General features: G+C 43.8%; 16 protein-coding genes. 5 read left to right on the plus strand and 11 right to left on the minus strand.

The genetic code is table 11. The annotated features are described in order from the left end of the window. Positions 1-18 precede the first annotated feature (18 nt). Positions 19-2,628, plus strand: a complete 2,610-nt coding sequence (mutS, locus tag DL796_RS11065; RefSeq protein WP_110201754.1) for a DNA mismatch repair protein MutS — start codon at positions 19-21, stop codon at positions 2,626-2,628. Positions 2,629-2,688: 60 nt separating this feature from the next. Continuing rightward, entirely contained in the window at positions 2,689-3,012 is a 324-nt protein-coding gene (gene fdxA, locus DL796_RS11070) for a ferredoxin FdxA (RefSeq protein ID WP_110201755.1), read from the plus strand. A gap of 66 nt (positions 3,013-3,078) precedes the next feature. Here fdxA and arsJ read toward each other — a convergent pair whose 3' ends face one another. From arsJ to DL796_RS11100, 6 genes are all read right to left on the minus strand, one after another. Continuing rightward, entirely contained in the window at positions 3,079-4,323 is a 1,245-nt protein-coding gene (gene arsJ, locus DL796_RS11075; protein ID WP_110201756.1) for an organoarsenical effux MFS transporter ArsJ, read from the minus strand. A gap of 3 nt (positions 4,324-4,326) precedes the next feature. Continuing rightward, the gene (locus DL796_RS11080) at positions 4,327-5,337 is read right to left on the minus strand and encodes an ArsJ-associated glyceraldehyde-3-phosphate dehydrogenase (protein ID WP_110201757.1); all 1,011 of its coding nucleotides are present in this window, start codon (positions 5,335-5,337) and stop codon (positions 4,327-4,329) included. Between the two features lie 23 nt (positions 5,338-5,360). After that, on the minus strand, positions 5,361-5,699 hold the full coding sequence (locus DL796_RS11085) for a metalloregulator ArsR/SmtB family transcription factor (RefSeq protein ID WP_110201758.1): 339 nt from the start codon (positions 5,697-5,699) through the stop codon (positions 5,361-5,363). Positions 5,700-5,859: 160 nt separating this feature from the next. Continuing rightward, positions 5,860-8,028, minus strand: coding sequence for an amidohydrolase family protein (locus DL796_RS11090; RefSeq protein ID WP_110201759.1), 2,169 nt, complete (start codon positions 8,026-8,028; stop codon positions 5,860-5,862). A gap of 881 nt (positions 8,029-8,909) precedes the next feature. Beyond that, entirely contained in the window at positions 8,910-9,698 is a 789-nt protein-coding gene (locus tag DL796_RS11095; RefSeq protein WP_110201761.1) for a DUF2884 family protein, read from the minus strand. Between the two features lie 165 nt (positions 9,699-9,863). After that, the gene (locus DL796_RS11100; protein ID WP_170114254.1) at positions 9,864-10,148 is read right to left on the minus strand and encodes a DUF4404 family protein; all 285 of its coding nucleotides are present in this window, start codon (positions 10,146-10,148) and stop codon (positions 9,864-9,866) included. Between the two features lie 205 nt (positions 10,149-10,353). Here DL796_RS11100 and DL796_RS11105 point away from each other — a divergent pair, with 205 nt between their 5' ends. Then, a complete protein-coding gene (locus DL796_RS11105; protein ID WP_110201763.1) occupies positions 10,354-12,111 on the plus strand; it encodes a hypothetical protein in 1,758 nt (585 codons plus the stop codon). A gap of 108 nt (positions 12,112-12,219) precedes the next feature. Here DL796_RS11105 and megL read toward each other — a convergent pair whose 3' ends face one another. Together megL and DL796_RS11115 are read right to left on the minus strand one after the other, a co-directional pair. After that, complete coding sequence (gene megL, locus DL796_RS11110; protein ID WP_110201764.1) at positions 12,220-13,428, minus strand: methionine gamma-lyase; 1,209 nt, start codon at positions 13,426-13,428, stop codon at positions 12,220-12,222. Between the two features lie 33 nt (positions 13,429-13,461). After that, the gene (locus DL796_RS11115) at positions 13,462-13,944 is read right to left on the minus strand and encodes an Lrp/AsnC family transcriptional regulator (protein ID WP_110201765.1); all 483 of its coding nucleotides are present in this window, start codon (positions 13,942-13,944) and stop codon (positions 13,462-13,464) included. A 181-nt stretch (positions 13,945-14,125) separates the two neighbouring features. On the opposite strand from DL796_RS11115, the gene DL796_RS11120 reads away from it, so the two are divergent. Further along, positions 14,126-14,785 (plus strand): esterase/lipase family protein, encoded by a 660-nt coding sequence (locus tag DL796_RS11120; protein WP_227593066.1) that lies wholly within the window; start codon positions 14,126-14,128, stop codon positions 14,783-14,785. Between the two features lie 60 nt (positions 14,786-14,845). Here the strand turns inward: DL796_RS11120 and DL796_RS11125 are convergent, their stop codons facing one another. The 3 genes from DL796_RS11125 to DL796_RS11135 all read right to left on the minus strand — a co-directional run bounded on the left by DL796_RS11125 (position 14,846) and on the right by DL796_RS11135 (position 17,969). Next, positions 14,846-15,238, minus strand: a complete 393-nt coding sequence (locus tag DL796_RS11125) for an ACT domain-containing protein (RefSeq protein WP_110201766.1) — start codon at positions 15,236-15,238, stop codon at positions 14,846-14,848. Positions 15,239-15,366: 128 nt separating this feature from the next. Next, positions 15,367-17,424 carry a S9 family peptidase gene (locus DL796_RS11130; protein ID WP_110201767.1) on the minus strand — a complete coding sequence of 686 codons (2,058 nt, stop codon included), beginning with the start codon at positions 17,422-17,424 and terminating at the stop codon, positions 15,367-15,369. 281 nt (positions 17,425-17,705) lie between these two features. Further along, the gene (locus DL796_RS11135) at positions 17,706-17,969 is read right to left on the minus strand and encodes a chorismate mutase (RefSeq protein WP_170114256.1); all 264 of its coding nucleotides are present in this window, start codon (positions 17,967-17,969) and stop codon (positions 17,706-17,708) included. A gap of 96 nt (positions 17,970-18,065) precedes the next feature. Between DL796_RS11135 and cmoA the strand changes: the two genes are divergently transcribed. After that, positions 18,066-18,794, plus strand: a complete 729-nt coding sequence (gene cmoA / locus DL796_RS11140) for a carboxy-S-adenosyl-L-methionine synthase CmoA (protein ID WP_110201769.1) — start codon at positions 18,066-18,068, stop codon at positions 18,792-18,794. Positions 18,795-18,803: the final 9 nt, after the last annotated feature.

Raw genomic sequence — 18,803 nt, forward strand, 5'->3', positions numbered from 1 at the left:
TAGATGTAACTTACAAGCATGACAAAACAAGAAGCCGCACCACAGAACCTCGAACACCACACCCCAATGATGCGCCAATATTGGCGTTTAAAGCAGGATCATAAAGAATACATGTTGTTTTACCGCATGGGCGATTTTTATGAGCTGTTTTATGACGATGCCAAGCGCGCTGCGGAATTATTAGACATTACGCTAACTAAGCGTGGTTCGTCTGCGGGCGAGCCGATCCCTATGGCTGGCGTGCCCTTTCATGCAGTGGACTCCTATTTGGCTCGAATCGTAAAGCTTGGCGAGTCGGTGGCGATTTGTGAGCAAGTAGGCGATCCGGCGACTAGCAAAGGGCCTGTCGAGCGTAAAGTGGTTCGAATTGTGACGCCAGGTACGCTCTACGATGAAAACCTTTTGGACGCGCTATCGGAAAACATACTTGCCTCTGTTTATAAGAAGAATAATCATTTTGGCCTCGCCTGCTTAGACATGGCGAGTGGTCGCTTCTGGCTATCGGAGTTTGAAGATGAACTGGGGTTACAAGCCGAGCTACATCGCGTCAAACCAGCGGAACTGTTATTAGCGGATAATCAGCAAAACCTTAGCCATTTAGTGAAAAGCTCGATTCAGTGGCAACCCGACTGGGAGTTTGACTACGAGCAGAATCTAACCAAGCTCCTCGAACACTTTAAGGTTAAAAGCTTAGCCTCATTCGGTTGCGAAGATTACCGTTTGGCCGTTTCTGCCGCTGGCGTGGTATTGGATTATGCCAAGAAAACCCAGCTTAACGCCCTGCCTCATATTCGTATGTTGCAGCGTCTTTCCGACACCGATCACTTGGTACTCGATCCTGCAACTCGCAAAAACCTTGAACTCACTGAAAATATCCAAGGCCAACAGCACAATACCCTGTTCGAAGTCATGAATAGCACCAAGACGGTGATGGGCGGTCGTTTACTAAAGCGCTGGTTGCACAGTCCGCTAAGTAAAAACGTCTCTGTTGAGAAGCGACAGGAAGCAGTTTCCGCGCTAAAAACAGATTTAATTTATAGCGAACTGCAAACAAGCCTTAGTGAAATTGCCGATATCGAGCGTATCGTTACTCGCTTAGCGCTGGGTAGCGCGAATCCTCGCGATTTGAAGCGTCTTCAGATTGGACTCGGCAAATCTGCAGAAATTAAAGACTATTTAAGTCAGCAAAACGTATCTTTGTCGTTGGTCGACTCGATTGAACCTTTACCAGAAGTGCAACAGTTACTGAACAAAGCCATTATCGAACAACCGCCAATGGTGATTCGTGATGGTGGTGTTATCGCCGAAGGTTATCATCAAGAGCTCGACGAACTCAGAAATCTCGCCAATGACGCTAGCGACTTTATGCTCCAGCTTGAGCAGCGTGAAAAAGAACGCAGTGGTATTAATACACTTAAAGTTGGCTACAACCGTGTGCATGGCTTTTATATTGAAATCTCACGCGCACAAAGCGATATGGCGCCTGCGGAATACATTCGTCGTCAGACCTTAAAAAACGCCGAACGCTTTATTACACCAGAGCTTAAAGAGTACGAAGAAAAGGTGCTGAGCAGTAAAACGCGTGCGCTAACGTTAGAAAAACGTCTTTATGAAGAGTTGGTTCAGCAGTTACAAGAGTTCGTGCCGAGTATTCAAAACACAGCGACCGCCATTGCCGAGCTCGATGTGCTTGCCTGTTTCGCCGAACGTGCTGAGAACTTAAATCTAGCGCGCCCGACTTTTAGCGACAAGCCAGGTATTAAAATTACAGCTGGTAGACACCCTGTGGTCGAATACCACAGCAAAGAGCCGTTTATTCCGAATAGCTTAGAATTATCGCCACAACGTCGCTCGTTAATTATTACGGGCCCGAACATGGGCGGTAAATCAACCTATATGCGCCAAGCCGCATTAATTACTCTGCTCGCTTATACTGGCGCTTTCGTGCCAGCAGAATCAGCTGAGCTAGGGCCTATCGATCGGATTTTTACACGAATCGGGGCGTCGGATGATCTGGCTAGCGGTCGCTCGACCTTTATGGTGGAGATGTCGGAAACGGCTAATATTCTGAATAACGCTACCGCCAACAGTTTAGTTTTGCTCGACGAAATTGGTCGTGGCACTAGCACCTTCGATGGCCTTGCCCTCGCCTCGGCTACCATGCGCTATATTCATGAAAAGCTTAATTCGCTGACATTATTCGCGACTCACTACTTTGAGCTAACACAACAGATCCAAGAATGGGCTGACTGCGCCAATGTGCATTTTGGTGCAAGCGAGTTCGAATCTAAACAAACTGGCGCTACCAAACTGGTGTTCTCACACCAAGTCGCCGAAGGGCCAGCCAGCCAAAGCTATGGTATTCAGGTGGCACAGCTTGCGGGATTACCTAAAGCGGTTATCCATAATGCAAAAGCTCTACTAAGTTATTTTGAGCAAAACGGTACTCATGAAACCTCAAGCTCAATAAACAATGATGTTATGCCACAGCTTGATTTACTGGATGTAGAAGAGCCAGAACCAGCCTCTAACGAAGCACTAGAATTGTTAGAATCAATAACTCCCGACGATTTATCGCCTCGCGAAGCGTTGGAACTATTGTATAAGTTAAAAGAATCGCTAAAATAACGCTGCTACTGGTATTCTGATATCGAGTTATCAGCAAGAATCGCAATTTAGGAGAGACTCATGGCGTTCGTAGTTACCGAAAACTGCATTAAATGTAAATACACCGACTGCGTGGAAGTATGTCCTGTGGACTGTTTTTATGAAGGGCCAAACTTTTTGGTGATTAATCCAGACGAGTGTATTGACTGTGCATTATGCGAACCTGAGTGTCCTGCCGAAGCGATTTTTGAAGAAGATGATGTTCCAGCAGGCATGGAAAACTTCATCGAGCTAAACGCTGAACTCTCTGAAGAGTGGCCAAATATTACTGAACAAAAAGATCCATTCCCTGATGCCGCAGAGTGGGATGGTAAAAAAGGCAAGCTTCAATACCTAGAAAAGTAAGCCTCAAGACACTATTCAAAAGCCCTCGACTTGAGGGCTTTTTTGATCGTCTCAACTATTATCTGCTTAAGCGCTAGAAAGCTCGTTAGATGATTGTTTTGGAATAAGTAGCGACAACAAGGCGGCCACTACAATAAACGCCGCCGAGACGATAAGGCATGAAATCAATCCGTACGCTTGATAAATCCAGCCTGATAAAACCGTTCCTAGCAATCTTCCCATGGCGTTCGCCATGTAATAAAAGCCGACATCGAGCGATACACCGTCCTCACGCGCCATCTGGACGATGAGAAAGCTGTGAAGTGATGAATTAATGGCAAAAATGATGCCGAAGATTAGTAAGCCGATAACCAATGCTAGTTGTGGCGATAAGTTGAAATACAAAGCGGCAGCAATGAATAATGGCGTCACCGCTAAAATTAATGCCCAATTGAAAGCTGTCATCCCCGTTGGTGGCGCGGATGATTGGCGGGATGTAATCTTCGGTGCCAAGGTTTGAATAACGCCATAGCCGATTATCCAAAGCGCTAGAAAGGCGCCGACATAAGTGTGTGACCAGTCGAACTGGCTCGTTAAATACACTGGCAAAGCGACCACGAACCAAACATCACGAGCGCCAAATAAAAACAGTCGCGCTGCTGATAAGTAATTTATAGCCGAGCTTTTTGAGAAGATGTGTGAAAACTTAGGTTTTGCTTTACTGCGTCCCAAGTCTTGCTTTAGTTTAATTAGGCTGAAAGTCCAGACCGTTAATAACATCAAAACCATGGCCAAAATGGCGCCTTTAAAGCCCACTAGCGCCAGCAATAAACCTCCTAGGAAAAAGCCCACACCCTTTAAGGTGTTTTTAGAGCCGGTTAATAACGCTACCCAACGGTATAACTGATTGTTTTGATCTTTGGCGACCAAGGTTTTGATAGCACTTTTAGCGCTCATCTTATTCAGATCTTTGGCGACTCCGGAAATCGCTTGGGCCGTCATAACCCATGGAACTGTGAGCATGGCACTAGGAATCAGCAATAACCCTAGGGCTAAAATTTGCAGTCCTAAGCCAATATTCATGGTTTTGTTCAAACCAATTCGGGCGCCCAACCAACCACCAATTAAGTTTGTCACCACACCAAAAAATTCGTACAACAAAAACAACATGGCGATTTGAAGAGGACTATAACCTAGCTGGTGAAAATGTAGCACCACCAGCATACGCAAAGCACCATCGGTTAAGGTAAAAGCCCAGTAGTTACCAGTAATCACCATGTACTGTCGAACTTGTGGCGATAAGTTTTGTAGCAGACCGGTTAAGGTTCTCATCGATTAAGCCACGCCCTTCTCTATAACCAAATTTACTAACTCAGCCGTACGGTTGGCGTAGCCCCACTCGTTGTCATACCACAAGTAAAGTTTTACCTGAGTACCGTTAACCACCATAGTCGACAGCGCATCGACAATGCTCGAACGTGGATCAGTTTTATAGTCGACCGACACCAATGGGCGCTCTTCATAACCTAAAATATCTTTTAACTCGCCCTCGGCTGCTTTTTTAAATAAGGCGTTAACTTCTTCGGCGCTCGTTTCTTTTTCCACCTCAAACACACAGTCTGTAATCGATGCGTTTGCTAAAGGAACACGCACAGCATGGCCATTTAGCTTCCCTTTCAATTCAGGGAAGATATGCGTAATCGCCGTGGCTGAGCCTGTCGTAGTCGGAATCAGGTTCATACCGCAGGCTCGCGCACGACGTAAGTCTTTATGCGCCGCATCGAGAATCGTTTGTGTATTGGTAATGTCATGAATGGTGGTCATGCTGCCATGTTTTATGCCAAGATTTTCATGGATTACCTTTACCGCTGGCGCTAAGCAGTTTGTGGTACAAGAAGCGGCTGTAACAATCGGGTATTTTGACTTGTCATATAAGTCATCATTAACCCCCATAACCACATTCAGCACGCCCTCTTCTTTAACTGGTGCCGTGACCACGACACGTTTAACACCTTGGGTTAAATACTCTTGTAATGATTCTTGAGATTTAAACTTCCCCGAAGCCTCTATCACTAAATCACAAGTTGACCAATCGGTTTGCTGTATCGAGCGGTTTTGGCTAAATCCAATCTTAGAGTCACCGATAACAATATCACCCTCAGACTCTTCCGCTTCATATTCCCAGCGACCATGAACTGAATCAAAATTGAGCAAGTGGGCAAAGGTATGAGCACCTCCTGCCGGATCATTAATGAGGCAAACATCAATGTTTGGTGAGCCCCAAAGCGCACGCAGGGTTAAGCGCCCCATACGGCCAAAGCCATTAATACCTACTTTAATTGGCATCTCATTTTCCTCGCAAAAATCGGTTAATCACAACAACTGGGACGATTTTCCATCGCCGCCAAGTTGTCTAAATAGGTTTGAATCATGTTTTCCTGAGCAGTCAGTGTCACGTCCAATACCGACAATGCCCAGTCAGACAGCTCTTCATTGAGCCGGTAATAAATCCATTGACGTTGCCTGCGAGTAGCGACTACTCCTAGGTTTTTCAGTTGCGCTAAATGACGCGAAACTTTAGGCTGAGACTCTTGCAGCGCCTCGGTCAGCTCACATACACACAGCTCTTTTTCATGACGTATAAGCAGTAACGTCTTTAGGCGCGTTTCGTCAGACAGGCATTTAAACAACTCAGTTGACTTAATCATAATTTGGTACCAACAACGATTTAAAATATCGCTATATTTGAATATATGGATGATCGTATATAAGAATCATATTGATGTAAATAGCTTTCATAAAATTGTCACAGTTCGCACATACAAAAACACCGGCGAATGCCGGTGTTTGAATATATAACAGATGTAACTAGTTAAGCTCGAAATCAATCGAATCGGCAAACGGCTTAATACCTATCGCTTCATAAATATCATCAGGCTTATAAATTCGCTGTACCTTAATGACTAAAGAAATATTACGCAGATTACTGATATCTTCTAAAGGGTTACCATCGACAAACACCAAGTCTGCCTGCTTACCCTCTTTGATAGAGCCCACATTCTCAGCGTTTCCGACCACTTCAGCGGAGCCAAGGGTTGCGAGTTTTAAAACATCAGCATTAGAGATGCCTGCATCTGCATAGAGCTCCAGCTCACGGTGCAACGTGAACCCAGCTATAGCATCAGTTCCAGGAACAACTGTCACACCGCTATCGTGTAGCTTCTTGACCATTGCTGACATCGCCTCCATCGACGCATCGTAAGCTGGGCGCTGCTCGGCGCTAATATCCATCACGGGTTTTGTAAACTGACGCGCGATATTGGCCGGTAGGTGCTCATAGACAGCTTCAATCTCAGGATCAATGACGCCACCTTTTCTAAAAAGGCTGTTAAAAGTCGACACGGTTGGATCGACTTCGACGCCTTTTTCTTTAAGCTTGGCTAAAAAGTCGTTCACCTCTTTACTTTCAAGGTCCAGCTCATGAGCTTTTTCGCCCACCATCGAGAAGCGTAGTCGCTTACGAGTATCGACACCTTTACCTAAGAAGTTTAAAAACAGCATGTTGATATGTTGGATTTCATCAAAGCCCGCATCGACCGCTTCTTCCGCCGTCATAAAGGCAGGAATGTGACCACTCAAACGCATTCCCTTGCTGTGAACATGCTCAGCCAATGGCTTAACCCACTCTGGCTCCATAGAGCTGTAGGTTTTTATCTGAATATAGCCGCGCTCAGCGTACCAATCGACTGCTTTTTTCGCTTCTTCTAATGAGGAAACTGTTTTTCCCATCTTCATGGCGTAAGGACTTTCGCGATCCATAAAGCCAGCTCGATAAACATCGCCACCGATAATTACTGCGCTTTCGGCTAACTCCTCAACGGCCACAATATTGTCATGAGTATTGCCCATATCGCGAACATTGGTAACACCGGCTGGAATGTTTAGTAAGCCGTCGCCCTTACTCAAGTGACCGTGCATATCCCATAAGCCTGGAATTAATGTTTTGCCGGTTGCGTTAATGACGGTGTATTCATCACTCGGCTTTATCACATAAGACTCAACAATTTTATCGATCTTGCCATCAACCACGACAATGGCTTTATTCTCGACCAAAGTGCCGCTTTCCACGTCAACATAATTAGCGTTGGTAACTAGAATCGGTTTTTCTGAAACATGAGTAAGTTTCTGGGATAAGTCTCTAAGATATTGATTATCAGCTTCTTTTTGTCTTGCCTGAAGCTTTTCGAGGTTCTTTCGTCCCCAGCCTTTTGCGATAACGCCAAACCAGCCACCATCATCGGAGGCAAAGAAGTTATTGTCTTCATCGTACCAAGCAAAGTCAGGCGTTAAACCGAGCCCCACAACGCCAATTAAGCGCACAGTCTTTTGCTCTTCGCCTTTGGTTAGCGTGACTGTGTCTAATTCAATTAGCGACGCAGTGCCGCTTGGTAACAGCTCAATTTTATTATCTTCGTCATTGAGTAAAGCTTTTACTAAGAAGTTTGAGGATACGCCTGTGCCGTCACTTGGAATATAAAATTTACTCTCTTTAATTTGTGCACTGCCCTGCTCGTTAAGGCTTTTCCACTCGGCTTTACCATCTTTTAGAGTAAAGCTCTCATCGATCGGCGCACCAAAAGCGGAGATGCCTTCTATATTTTGACTGATGACATAGCCATCTTCGCCAACGACCACAGTTTCGTTAATGTTAACGCGCCTGTTATTCCAACCTAGTTCAAGATTAGACTTAACGGTTTGACCTTCCTGCTCCACGGTTAAGGTTCCCGCTGTGTCTTCTTTGTTATAAATATTAAAGACTAAAGGTGGCTCTACGACGGCATCGTTTTGCTCGCTATTGGTTTGCTCTTTGCTTGCCTCAGAAACATCCGCGCTAGTTTGGCTAGAACTTTGAGCTTGCGACTGCTCTACGACAGGGCTTCCGTTTACCTCTTCGTTTTTATCAGAAGAATCACAGCCCGTAAGCGCCAAAGCAACACACAGCGCTACCCCAGAAAGAGAGCTCGTTATAAAGGTCATAAGTAAATCCTTGTCATTTTGTTTGTAGACAGCTTATAACTGCTTTTATGAGCTGTCTATATTTCAATCAATCTTTTTAACGATTAAACATAACCTATTGGCTGGCACTTTATCTGAATAATGAGTTTTAGTAGATAATTGAACTTCCCTGCTCTTCTTGTCCTTTGTGCTAGCACAGCCCCCTAACAGAGATTGCCACGGCCACTTCGGGCCTCGCAATGACGAAGTAATAACTAACCCTCGTCTTCGCGAAGGACCAATAGCAACTATGGCGATCTCGTTCTTCAATAAACCACCTCAATCAATTACACAGTGGTTAACCCCTCCTACGTCATCGCAAAACAACTCAGTCGTGAAAGCTAACTCGTATGTGACTCAGGAGATTGCCACGGCCACTTCGTGGCCTCGCAATGACGAAGTAATAACCAACCCTCGTCTTTGCGAAGGAGCAATAGCGACTGCGGCGATCTCGCTCTTCAATAAACCACCTCAATCAATTACACAGTGGTTAACCCCTCCTACGTCATCGCAAAACAACTCAGTCGTGAAAGCTAACTCGTATGTGACTCAGGTGATTGCCACGGCCACTTCGTGGCCTCGCAATGACGAAGTAATAATCCCCCTCGTCTTCGCCAAGGAGCAATAGCGACTGCGGCGATCTCGCTCTTCAATAAACCACCTCAATCAATTACACAGTGATTACCCCTCCCACGTCATCGCAAATCAATTCAGTAGCGATAGCTATATTCGTAAGTATCTCAGGAGATTGCCACGGCCACTTCGTGACCTCTCAATGACGAACTAATAACCAACCTCGTCTTCGCGAAGGAGCGATAGCGACTGTGGCGATCTCGCTCTTCAATGAGCAAACTTGAAATCAGTTATTCGGTGATTAACTGATACTCGTCAAACTTAGCAAATGCTTTGACTAGCTCACCTTCCGTAAGATCGATGCTTTGTACCAACTGACACAACTTCTCAGCTTGCTTTTCGAGCGCTTCGCCACGAGCTTCAAACTGCTGTTCCATTTCCTGACCAAACTTCTCCATGCGCTGCTCGAAGGCTTTAACCTTGTCTTCGTTACCACTTAAAGCTGCCGCAACAATCTCGCCCACATTGTTTTCCATAAAGTCAGCCACGGCACTTTCAACTAGCGCTTCGAACTCAGCTTCGAAGTTTGAGCTTTCAATATATTCCACAATACCCTCAGGACGAAGGTGGTTCTGGCTAATGTGCTGACTTAAACCAGCTGAAAGCTTTTCGACTTTAACCGTGAATTCTTTAGCTTTATCAGGGTTGTCATGTAGCAAAGCCGAGGTCACGCTAGCCACAGCATCCACAGCAATCGCGCTTGCCTCGTTGGCTACTGCAGCAGCCTGAGGTAAGAGTTGTCGAATTTGTTGGTTGTACTCTTTTAGCAAAGTTTGCTGCTCGGCGTTAAGGGCTTGTTTATTACCATCCAGATACAGTTCTTGTGCAGGAGTTGACCCTTTCCCCAAGATTAAAACCTTCTGTTGTCCCTGAGTGGAAAAACTTAGCTCGTTATTTTTAACATCAATGTTATAAGCAAGGTCGGCATCACAAACTAAATCATTAGAGTGTGCCATGCCGCTAGCACTGCCGAGAGTTAACATAATGCCAACTAGGCTCGTTGTTAATAGGTGTTTCATGCTGAATTCCTCATCAATTAAGTGGTTCGTACACTATTTAAGATGAGGCAAAGTAGTGAAAAGGTTTAGCGAATTAATCTGAAAAAAGGCGCTTTAGGGTAACAAATTGTAAATGGCTCGCACTGTTTCTAACAACGCGAACCATACTATTTCTTATAAAATCAATTAGATACCGATATTACTTAAACTGTTTGAAATACGACGAATAAAGCTGCTTAAAGACGGATATTCGCGCTCAAAGTTATACAAACGCTCCTGAAAACGCTCGATCAGATACTCTTCTGGCTTCTCTTCGGCATCTTGTTGGAACAATCGAGACTCTATAATCAACTCAAGCTTGGCTAAAGTTAGCGTTTCTTCTTTAGTAAATTCCTTTTGATTTTCAATAAGTAAGAGTAAATCGTTCGCTTTTTCAACAATTTGCGTCTTAGTAAGTTCTGAATTGCTCATAAATTGATACCTTTGAAACATTTTATTACCCATTCTAAGTGATAGACACATAAAATTCATTGGTCAATTACTCTCCATAGCATATAATTTGCACTGGTCTGATGGGCTTTGCCATTTACTTTTGGTGGCAAGTCGAATTTGATACCGGTAGAACGAATCGCAAAGCTTTAACAGGCCACCAACACAACTACATAGAAGGATTAGCATGAAAAAACTACTAATTATTATTGTAATAGCCGTTGCTATTGCAGCCGGGGTATATTTCTTTAAGGGAGGAAAAGTCGATCTACTGGGTGGCAATTCTTTACCTAGCGAAAATGCCGTTTTGGAATATGTACCAGCTGACACTGTTTTCTTTGCAGGGAGCGTAGAGCCATTAGATTTTGCTAAAACATTAGAAATGAGCAGCAAAATGGGCTTTGATACTTCTGCAATGATGGGTTCTGGTATCAATGAACTGAAAGCAGATCTTGGCGATGCTCCTGATGCAGCACGCATCATGGTTGGCCTATACGACAAGTACCTAACTGCGGTTAAAACAAAATCGTTGAAAGAGCTTGGCCTTCGCAACGAAGTTAACATGGCTATCTACACTGTAGGCGTACTTCCAGTTGCGCGTATGGAACTAGACGGTTCTGATACTTTTGCGAACCTTCTTTCATCACTTGAAAAAGAGCACTCAGTAAACGCTAAAGTGAACACTGTTAATGGTGTTGAATATCGTGAGTACAACTTCGACAACCATGACGAGCAAGTTCCTACAATGGTTATCGCTATTAACGACAACCAAGCCGTCATTACAGTTAACACTGCGCTAGAAGATGCTAAAGACTTACAAGTTACTCTTAGCGAAAAGCCTGCTACCAATATCTTAGAAGGCGGCGCATTGAATGAGCTAGCTTCTGATAACGGTTACTTAGGTTATTCAATCTTCATGATGGACAACCTTGCGATTGTTGATGGTCTTACTAACCCAAGCGCAAACGCTTTTGGTAAAAGTTTACAAGATCTTCAAGTAGCTTATGGCGCTGGCAACGAAATGCAGGACATCCAGACTCCAGCTTGTAATGCTGAGTTCACAGCTTTAACTGGTAACTGGCCTATCCTTTCTGCTGGCTATACTAAGTTCGATAGCAGCAACGCTAGCTACAAAATGGTTCTTAAAGGTGCTAACGCAGATCTTTTAGACACATTAGGTCAAATGCGTGGCCACATTTCTGACAACGTTTCTAAAGATGACTATGTGATGAGCTTTGGTATTGGTCTAGATATGGATCAGCTAGTTCCAACAATCACTACTGTTTGGGAAAGCTTAACTAAAGAAGACTTCACTTGTCCTCCACTAGTAGAAATGCAAGCGGGCTTACGTCAGTCTAACCCAATGATGCTTGGCATGATGTCAGGTATGTTTGCTGGCATCAAAGGTGTTGGTTTCAGCATCGTTGACATGAAAGAAGATGCTTTAGCGAACATGGATCGTAACCCAATGGCATTTATGCAGGATAGCCAAATGTTAATTACGGTTACTGCTGAAAAGCCACAGAACTTGCTTAAGTCTATGGGGATGTATGCTCCAGAACTAGCTCAGTTACAGCTTGAAGACGGTGGTGAGCCACAGTCAATCCAATCAGGCATGGGCGCTGACGCTAAAATTGCTCTTCGCGGTAACGACCTAGTAATGCTAATGGGTAATACTGATGGTTTAATCGATAACGTTGAAAGCAACGGTAGCCTAGAGAAAAATGGCATCATGTCATTCACTATGGACTTCAAAAAGTACATGGGCTTACTTGAGCAAATGATGGCTTCAGCTGCTGATAATTCTTACGGTAGTGAGAAAGAAATGCTTGAGCAACAAAAAGAGCTTTTCTCAGAGATGAAAAATGTTGATGGCGTAATCAAAAGCAGCTTCGACATTAATAACGAAGGCGTTGTTATCGACAGTAGTTTCCAAGCAAAATAAGCTTGTAACGCTAGATAAAACGTACAAAAAAGCCCAGCTGATGCTGGGCTTTTTTTATTATTCAATATTTTTTGTAAAAGGCTCAATGCTTTTATAAATATTAAATCTCTAAGCAGCTTTAATCTTCATTCTTTTGAGCGCCTGCTCAAGATCTGCAATGATATCCTCAGGATGCTCAAGGCCTACAGAGATTCTGATCAAAGTCTCGCTAATACCAGCGTCTGCCCTTTCTTCTGGCGTATAAGTCGAGTGTGTCATCGAAGCTGGGTGTTGAATTAAGGTTTCTGCGTCACCCAAACTCACCGCAATATGACACAAATCTAGTTGATTCATGAAACGCACTGCATCATCAAAACCGCCCTTAACTTCAAACGCAATAACGCCACCAGCACGTTTCATCTGAGTGCCAATTAAGTAATTTGCTGGGTGGTCTTTAAGGCCTGGGTAATAAACTTGTTCGATATCAGAGTGTGACGCTAGATAATCGGCAACCTTCTCGGCGTTATCACAATGACGCTCTACACGAACCGACAAGGTTTTTAAGCCACGAGTAATCAACCAAGCATCGTTAGGGCTCATTGTCGCTCCCATGTCTTTTTGAGTCGTCATTTTTATATGGCCAATCTGCTCTTCGCTACCACAAACAATACCGCCAATAACATCACCATGACCGTTTAAATATTTGGTCGCACTATGAATAATTAAATCCATGCCGAAGTCGCTAGGTTGCTGTAATACAGGCGACATAAAGGTATTGTCCATAATCGTAAGTAGGTTATGACGTTTCGCGATAGCACTGATTTTGGCCATATCAACACAAACTAAATTTGGGTTGATTGGTGTTTCAAAGTAAATCAGTTTTGTATTTTCTTGGATCGCTTGCTCAACTTCCTGCTCGTCGGTGATATCAACAAAAGTTACCTCAATACCAAAGTCTGGGAACTTGTGATTGATTAGCGCGAAGCTACAGCCATATAGCGCTGAAGAAGCGACAAGGTGATCTCCTTGCTTTAAATTCGCTAGTAAAGTCGCTGAAACCGCCCCCATGCCAGAGCCGAATGCAGCCGCGTCCTCGGTATTTTCGAGCGCTGCCATTTTTTGCTCAAGCTCTCTTACCGTAGGATTCCCTAAACGGCTATAGATATAGCCCTGCTCTTCTCCAGCAAAACGGTTCGCACCCTGCTCAACATTATCAAATATAAAAGTTGATGTTTGGTGGATAGGCGTAGCTAAAGAACCGAAACTAGGATCGCCCACACGTCCAGAGTGGATGGCGCGGGTTTCTAAATGCTTAAACTGTTTATTCGACGACTTCATAGACTCATAAACCTCTTAGAGTAATTTATAAAGCTATTCCGCGAGAATGATGGCGCTGGTATTTTTGACTTCCTTCAAGACCAAGCTAGTGTGAACCCTAGCGATCCCTTCTAACGGAATCATCTTCTGCGAAACAAAACTTTCTAAAGCCCTAGTGTTTTCGACCGCCACTTTTAACAGATAGTCATACTCACCTGTAACGTTGTGACACTCGAGTACCTCAGGCCAAGATTTTACTGTGGCTAAGATGGCTTGGATTTGTTCAGAGCTGTGCAGTTGTAGGCTAAACTCAACAAAACAGAGGTTGTCGAAGCCTAAACGCTCGCGGTCAACCAAGGCGGCATATTGCCTAATGAACCCTTCTTGCTCCAATCTCTTAACTCGCGCATGGCTCGCCGGTGGCGAAAGATTAACCCGCTTAGCTAACTCGGAGTTACTTAAACGGCCCTCTTGCTGCAACAAGTTAAGAATTTTTTTATCCATAGCATCTAGCTTATCTGGTGATGATTTTAGCATTTAAATACCTAATAGCTGAACGATATTCAGCGATAATAGCATGAATACGAATATTTTGGCGAAACTAGAGAGATATAATTAATATTGTTAACATTTAATTGGATTTACTATCGCTTTGACGAATAAAACCAAGCTGATACACTGACGTCTGACCAGATGTATTGATAAGGGACTGAAACTATTGGAAAAAGAAGCGGTTATACTGATTCATGGCATGGGGCGAAGCAGTCGCTCGATGAAAAGTCTTGAGCGTTTTCTCAAGGCTGAAGGTTACTTCACATATAACCAAAGCTACCCATCAACAGTTTCTCAGGTCGAACGCTCTTCAATTCATTACATCAATTCCGCGCTTGCCAATATCCCTCATTCAGTATCGGAGGTTCACTTCGTCACTCACAGTCTAGGCGGAATTCTGGTTCGTTATTATCTTTCGAGGCATACTATCAATAAACTCGGCAGAATTGTCATGCTAGCGCCACCGAACCAAGGTTCAGACGTCGCTGAAAAGTATCGTGAGCATTTTTGGTATAAGTGGATAACAGGAGTGCCGGGGCAGCAGTTGCATAAAACCAACAATCCCCTACTCGAAAATTTGAAGCCCATACCTGTTGAGGTCGGTGTTATTGCAGGCACCAGCTCCTCCGATCCTTGGTTTAATCACGTTTTTAAGTCTGACCACGATGGCAAGGTTTCTGTAGAAAATACGAAGCTGCCTGAGATGAAGGATCTAATCACAGTGAACCATGGCCATACATTTATTATGAACAAAAGAAAGGTTAAGCAATATATTTTAAACTTTTTAACCAGCGGCAACTTCTATCGACAAAAGAAGGCCGTCTAATTAAGTCCACTCAATAGACAGCGGTTATCATTCTGAATATCGAAGTCTCTATAATCAGCATTAAGCTGATTTATCACCCAGCCCTTTAAGAATACCCATCGCTTCTGCTGCTTTATCGGCAGGAACAAACAGATGATCATGATGGTAGGCAGCGACCACATTGGCGCTAATGTTAGCTTCGGTTAAAGCTGTAGACACAGCCGCTGTTAGCCCGACCGCTTCTAGGCTCGAGTACACTGATAGCGTTATCTTTTTAAAAATACCGTCGTATGGCAGCCCCGATGCTTCAACCTCTTCTTTCTGACAAATTAAACTGATGCCTTCGCCTTCTCTAAACGTTGCTAGAGGCTTAAGGCCATCTGAAACAACAGTCACCGTGCAAAAAACATAGTCCTGCTCATCCAAAATTGGCTGCAAGTTTTCCAACAAAGTGCTTAAATCCGTAATTGCCATAGTTCTATGCTCATGTTTTATTTGCCCAATAAAAAACTCCACAATACTATCATAACGACACTATTGCGGAGTTTATTAACACTTTAAGACAGGTGGCTAGTAATAATTAGCCACATAAATCTTATGTCTTACTTCTCAGTTTCTTTCTCAGACTCTTCTTTAAGCTTTTTCTCATGCTTTAAGTCATACGCAGGCGGCTCACCCCCATCACCTTTTAAGTAATGATCCATCCAACGAACGAGTCGAAGCGAATAATCGTATTGCGCCGCCGCTTTACGGTTACCGTGACCTTCGCCTGGGTATAAAACTAAGCGAACCGGCGCTTGACCTAAAGTTTTAATATAACGGTAAAGCTCCATTGATTGTGACGGATGAACACGCGTATCCGAGTCACCGTGCATAATCAATAATGGCGTTTTAGCATTTTTCACGTGATAAATCGGGCTTGTTTCCAACATCCACTGATAATCGTCCCAAGGCCATGCGCGAGCGTGTACGGCGTGCATTTCGTTAGGAATGTCTGTCGTACCAAACTTAGACAGTTGGTTTGAGATACCAACGAACATAACGCCTGCTGCATAGTGCTCAGAAAGCTTAGTCGCAGACCATGCCGTAGCATAGCCACCGTATGAACCGCCCGTGATACCAACTTTATCGCCATCAACCATGCCTTTTTCTACTAAGGCCAGTTTACCGTCTAGGATGTCTGTGAACTCTGGATCTGCATAAGCGTGCTGATCTAGACGAGCAAATTCGTCGCCGCGACCTGTGCTGCCACGATAGTTAGGGATAAAGGCGAAATAGCCTTTAGCCGCAACAGCTTGAATTGGATCGGCATAGCGCGTGTTCCAACCGTTTGAGCGGTGTGACTCAGGGCCACCATGAACAAAGGCAATCATTGGATAACGCTTACCTTTTTTATAATTCAATGGGTAAACGAGAACACCTTGAATTTTTAGGCCATCACGAGCTTCGTACTCAAAACCTTCTTGCTTAGCTAACTGAACATCGTCTAACCAAGGATTGGTGTTTGTTAAACGCTGCATACCAGCGCCTGTAATCGCGAACAATTCACGCGGATGCTTCGCTGTATCAACTAAAACATATACAGCGCCATTGTTTGCTACCGACAAGCTGCGCTGAATTCCATTGCCATAATCAACTAATGGCATCGATGCAATGCGACGCATGAACGCTGCTTTAACCACACGACTTTCTAGGCCTTTGTGTTCGATATAAATAATATCGTCATTGTGCCAAGCAAGATCCATGACGTGGCTTTCATCATTACTCACGCGCTTAGAAACAGTCTTATCTTTAACGCTTGCGACGTATAAAGCACCAGCTGTTGGGTCGTTGTAGTCATTCGCGCCAAGGAAAGCAATGTGCTGACCATCCGTTGACCAGATGGCTTTGCCTTGCTTACCTTCAGTTTTGAATTTAGCAACCACATTACCTTTTAGATCAACAACTTGAAGCGACTTCTTCATGTAAACATCATCGATACGCGGTGATGGTGACGTTTGAACTAAAAGCTGATCATTGACTGGACTAAACTTTGCACTAATAACTGCCCCATCAATATCAAGCTTCTTAGGCTCAGCATCTTTGTCATTAAGATTGACTAACCAAGCTTTAACATCAGCAACATCTTCTTCGTATACTTTCGCTTGGAAGCCTTTTTGAACGAGCTTTTCAGTGTGTTCTGGAGCTGCATCACGGGCGATGAATACTAACTTGTCGCCGTCTTTGTTTAGGGTGTAGCTCATGATGTTACTTTTAATGCTAACAACCTTTTGCGACTCACCACCATCGACTGGAATACTGTAAACACCAGCAAATGTATCCGCATTTCGCATAGCGATGTAATAAATATGGCTACTGTCACTCGACCAACGAACCGATCCAATATTCACTTCGCCTACGATAAATGGCTTAGCTTCTTTGCCAACAGGCTTTACATACAACTCTGACCAAGCTGGCCCATCATCATCAACATAGGGCTTACGCTTTTTACTTTGTGTATAAGCAATCCACTTGCCATCAGGTGAAACTTGGGCCGAAGTTACAGATTCAATCTTTGCAATATCTTCAAGAGTTAAACCTTTGTTTTCAGCAGCGTGACTGGTGCCAGCCCCAACTGATGCAAACAAAGCCAAACCCATGAAAAACAGTATATTTTTCATACAATTACTCTGAGTTAAAAATTTAAGCTAGGATAGTAAAAATTGTGACTTAGGTCTAGTTAGGATAATCCATCAATTTGGTAAATGTACGTCACGATTGTTACAAACCGTTACAATTGGCATCTAGCAAAAAAAATTCGCCTGATTTAAAGTACGCATGAGCATAACGGTTAACTACCCCCTAACCGTATGTTCGCATCTCAAAATATCTCCTTCTCATTTTGAGACGCAATTTTTAGCCCCCTTTTTTAGGGGGCTTTTTTATATCTTATCTACGTATATCAATCAGTTAGCTGTATACGGACACAAGCATCGAATATCGGCTGATAAATCGACTGCAACTCTTCTAGCGTAAAATGGTCGCCATGACGTTGGTGTAACTGAGCCACAACTTCTCTTTCTCGTTCCGGAACCCGAACGGCTACGCCCTGCTCCTGTTTTAGCTTTATTAAAGAATTGACTAAATCGGCTCTTTGCTCAATTAGCTGAACAATTTGCTCATCAAGATGGTCGATCTTCTTTCTCACGGCTTCAATAGAATCCATAGTGGGCCTTACTTTCGAATAAATCATGGTAACTAGTTCTTATTATAGTAGAATTACGTTTTTGGTGTAGAGCAACTAAGCAACTAGCTGACGAATATGAGTAAATCAGACAATATCTATGCAACTCCGCTTGAAGAAGTAAGTTCTTTTAGCTTTGATCACAAGGTAGTCGAAGTCTTTCCGGACATGATAAAGCGCTCGGTACCTGGATATACTGCTATTATTGATGGTATCGGCCAAATCGCCAAAAAATATGTCCATCCAAATACTAATATTTATGATCTCGGCTGCTCCTTAGGGGCAGCGACATTAGCCATTCGCCAGTCAGTGAACGACTCCAGCTGTAAGGTAATTGCCGTCGATAACTCCAGCGCCATGATTGAGCGTTGCCGACTGATACAGTCTGGCTATAACTTTGATATGCGGGTAGATGTGATTGAGGCTGACATTAATGATCTCACATTCGAGAACGCGAGTTTGGTTGTGCTGAACTTCACCTTACAGTTTCTGCCTCGAGGCCAACGCTTACAACTTCTGCAAAAGATCCACCAAGGGCTCAACAAAAACGGTGTTTTGGTATTGTCAGAAAAGCTCACCATGAGTTCTGATGAGTTGGATGCCCATATTATTGATATTCATCATGATTTTAAGAAGCAAAATGGCTACAGCGACATGGAGATTGCCCAAAAGCGTGCTGCTTTAGAAAATGTTCTAATTCCTGACACGCGCGAGCAACATTACACGCGTTTCCAAAAGTCTGGATTTAGCCAATACGATACTTGGTTTCAACATTATAACTTCGCTTCCTTTATAGCCGTAAAATAGATTTGAGCC

Origin of the sequence: Kangiella spongicola, from assembly GCF_003194565.2 — a bacterium.
In the GTDB taxonomy this organism is placed as follows: Bacteria; Pseudomonadota; Gammaproteobacteria; order Enterobacterales; family Kangiellaceae; genus Kangiella; species Kangiella spongicola.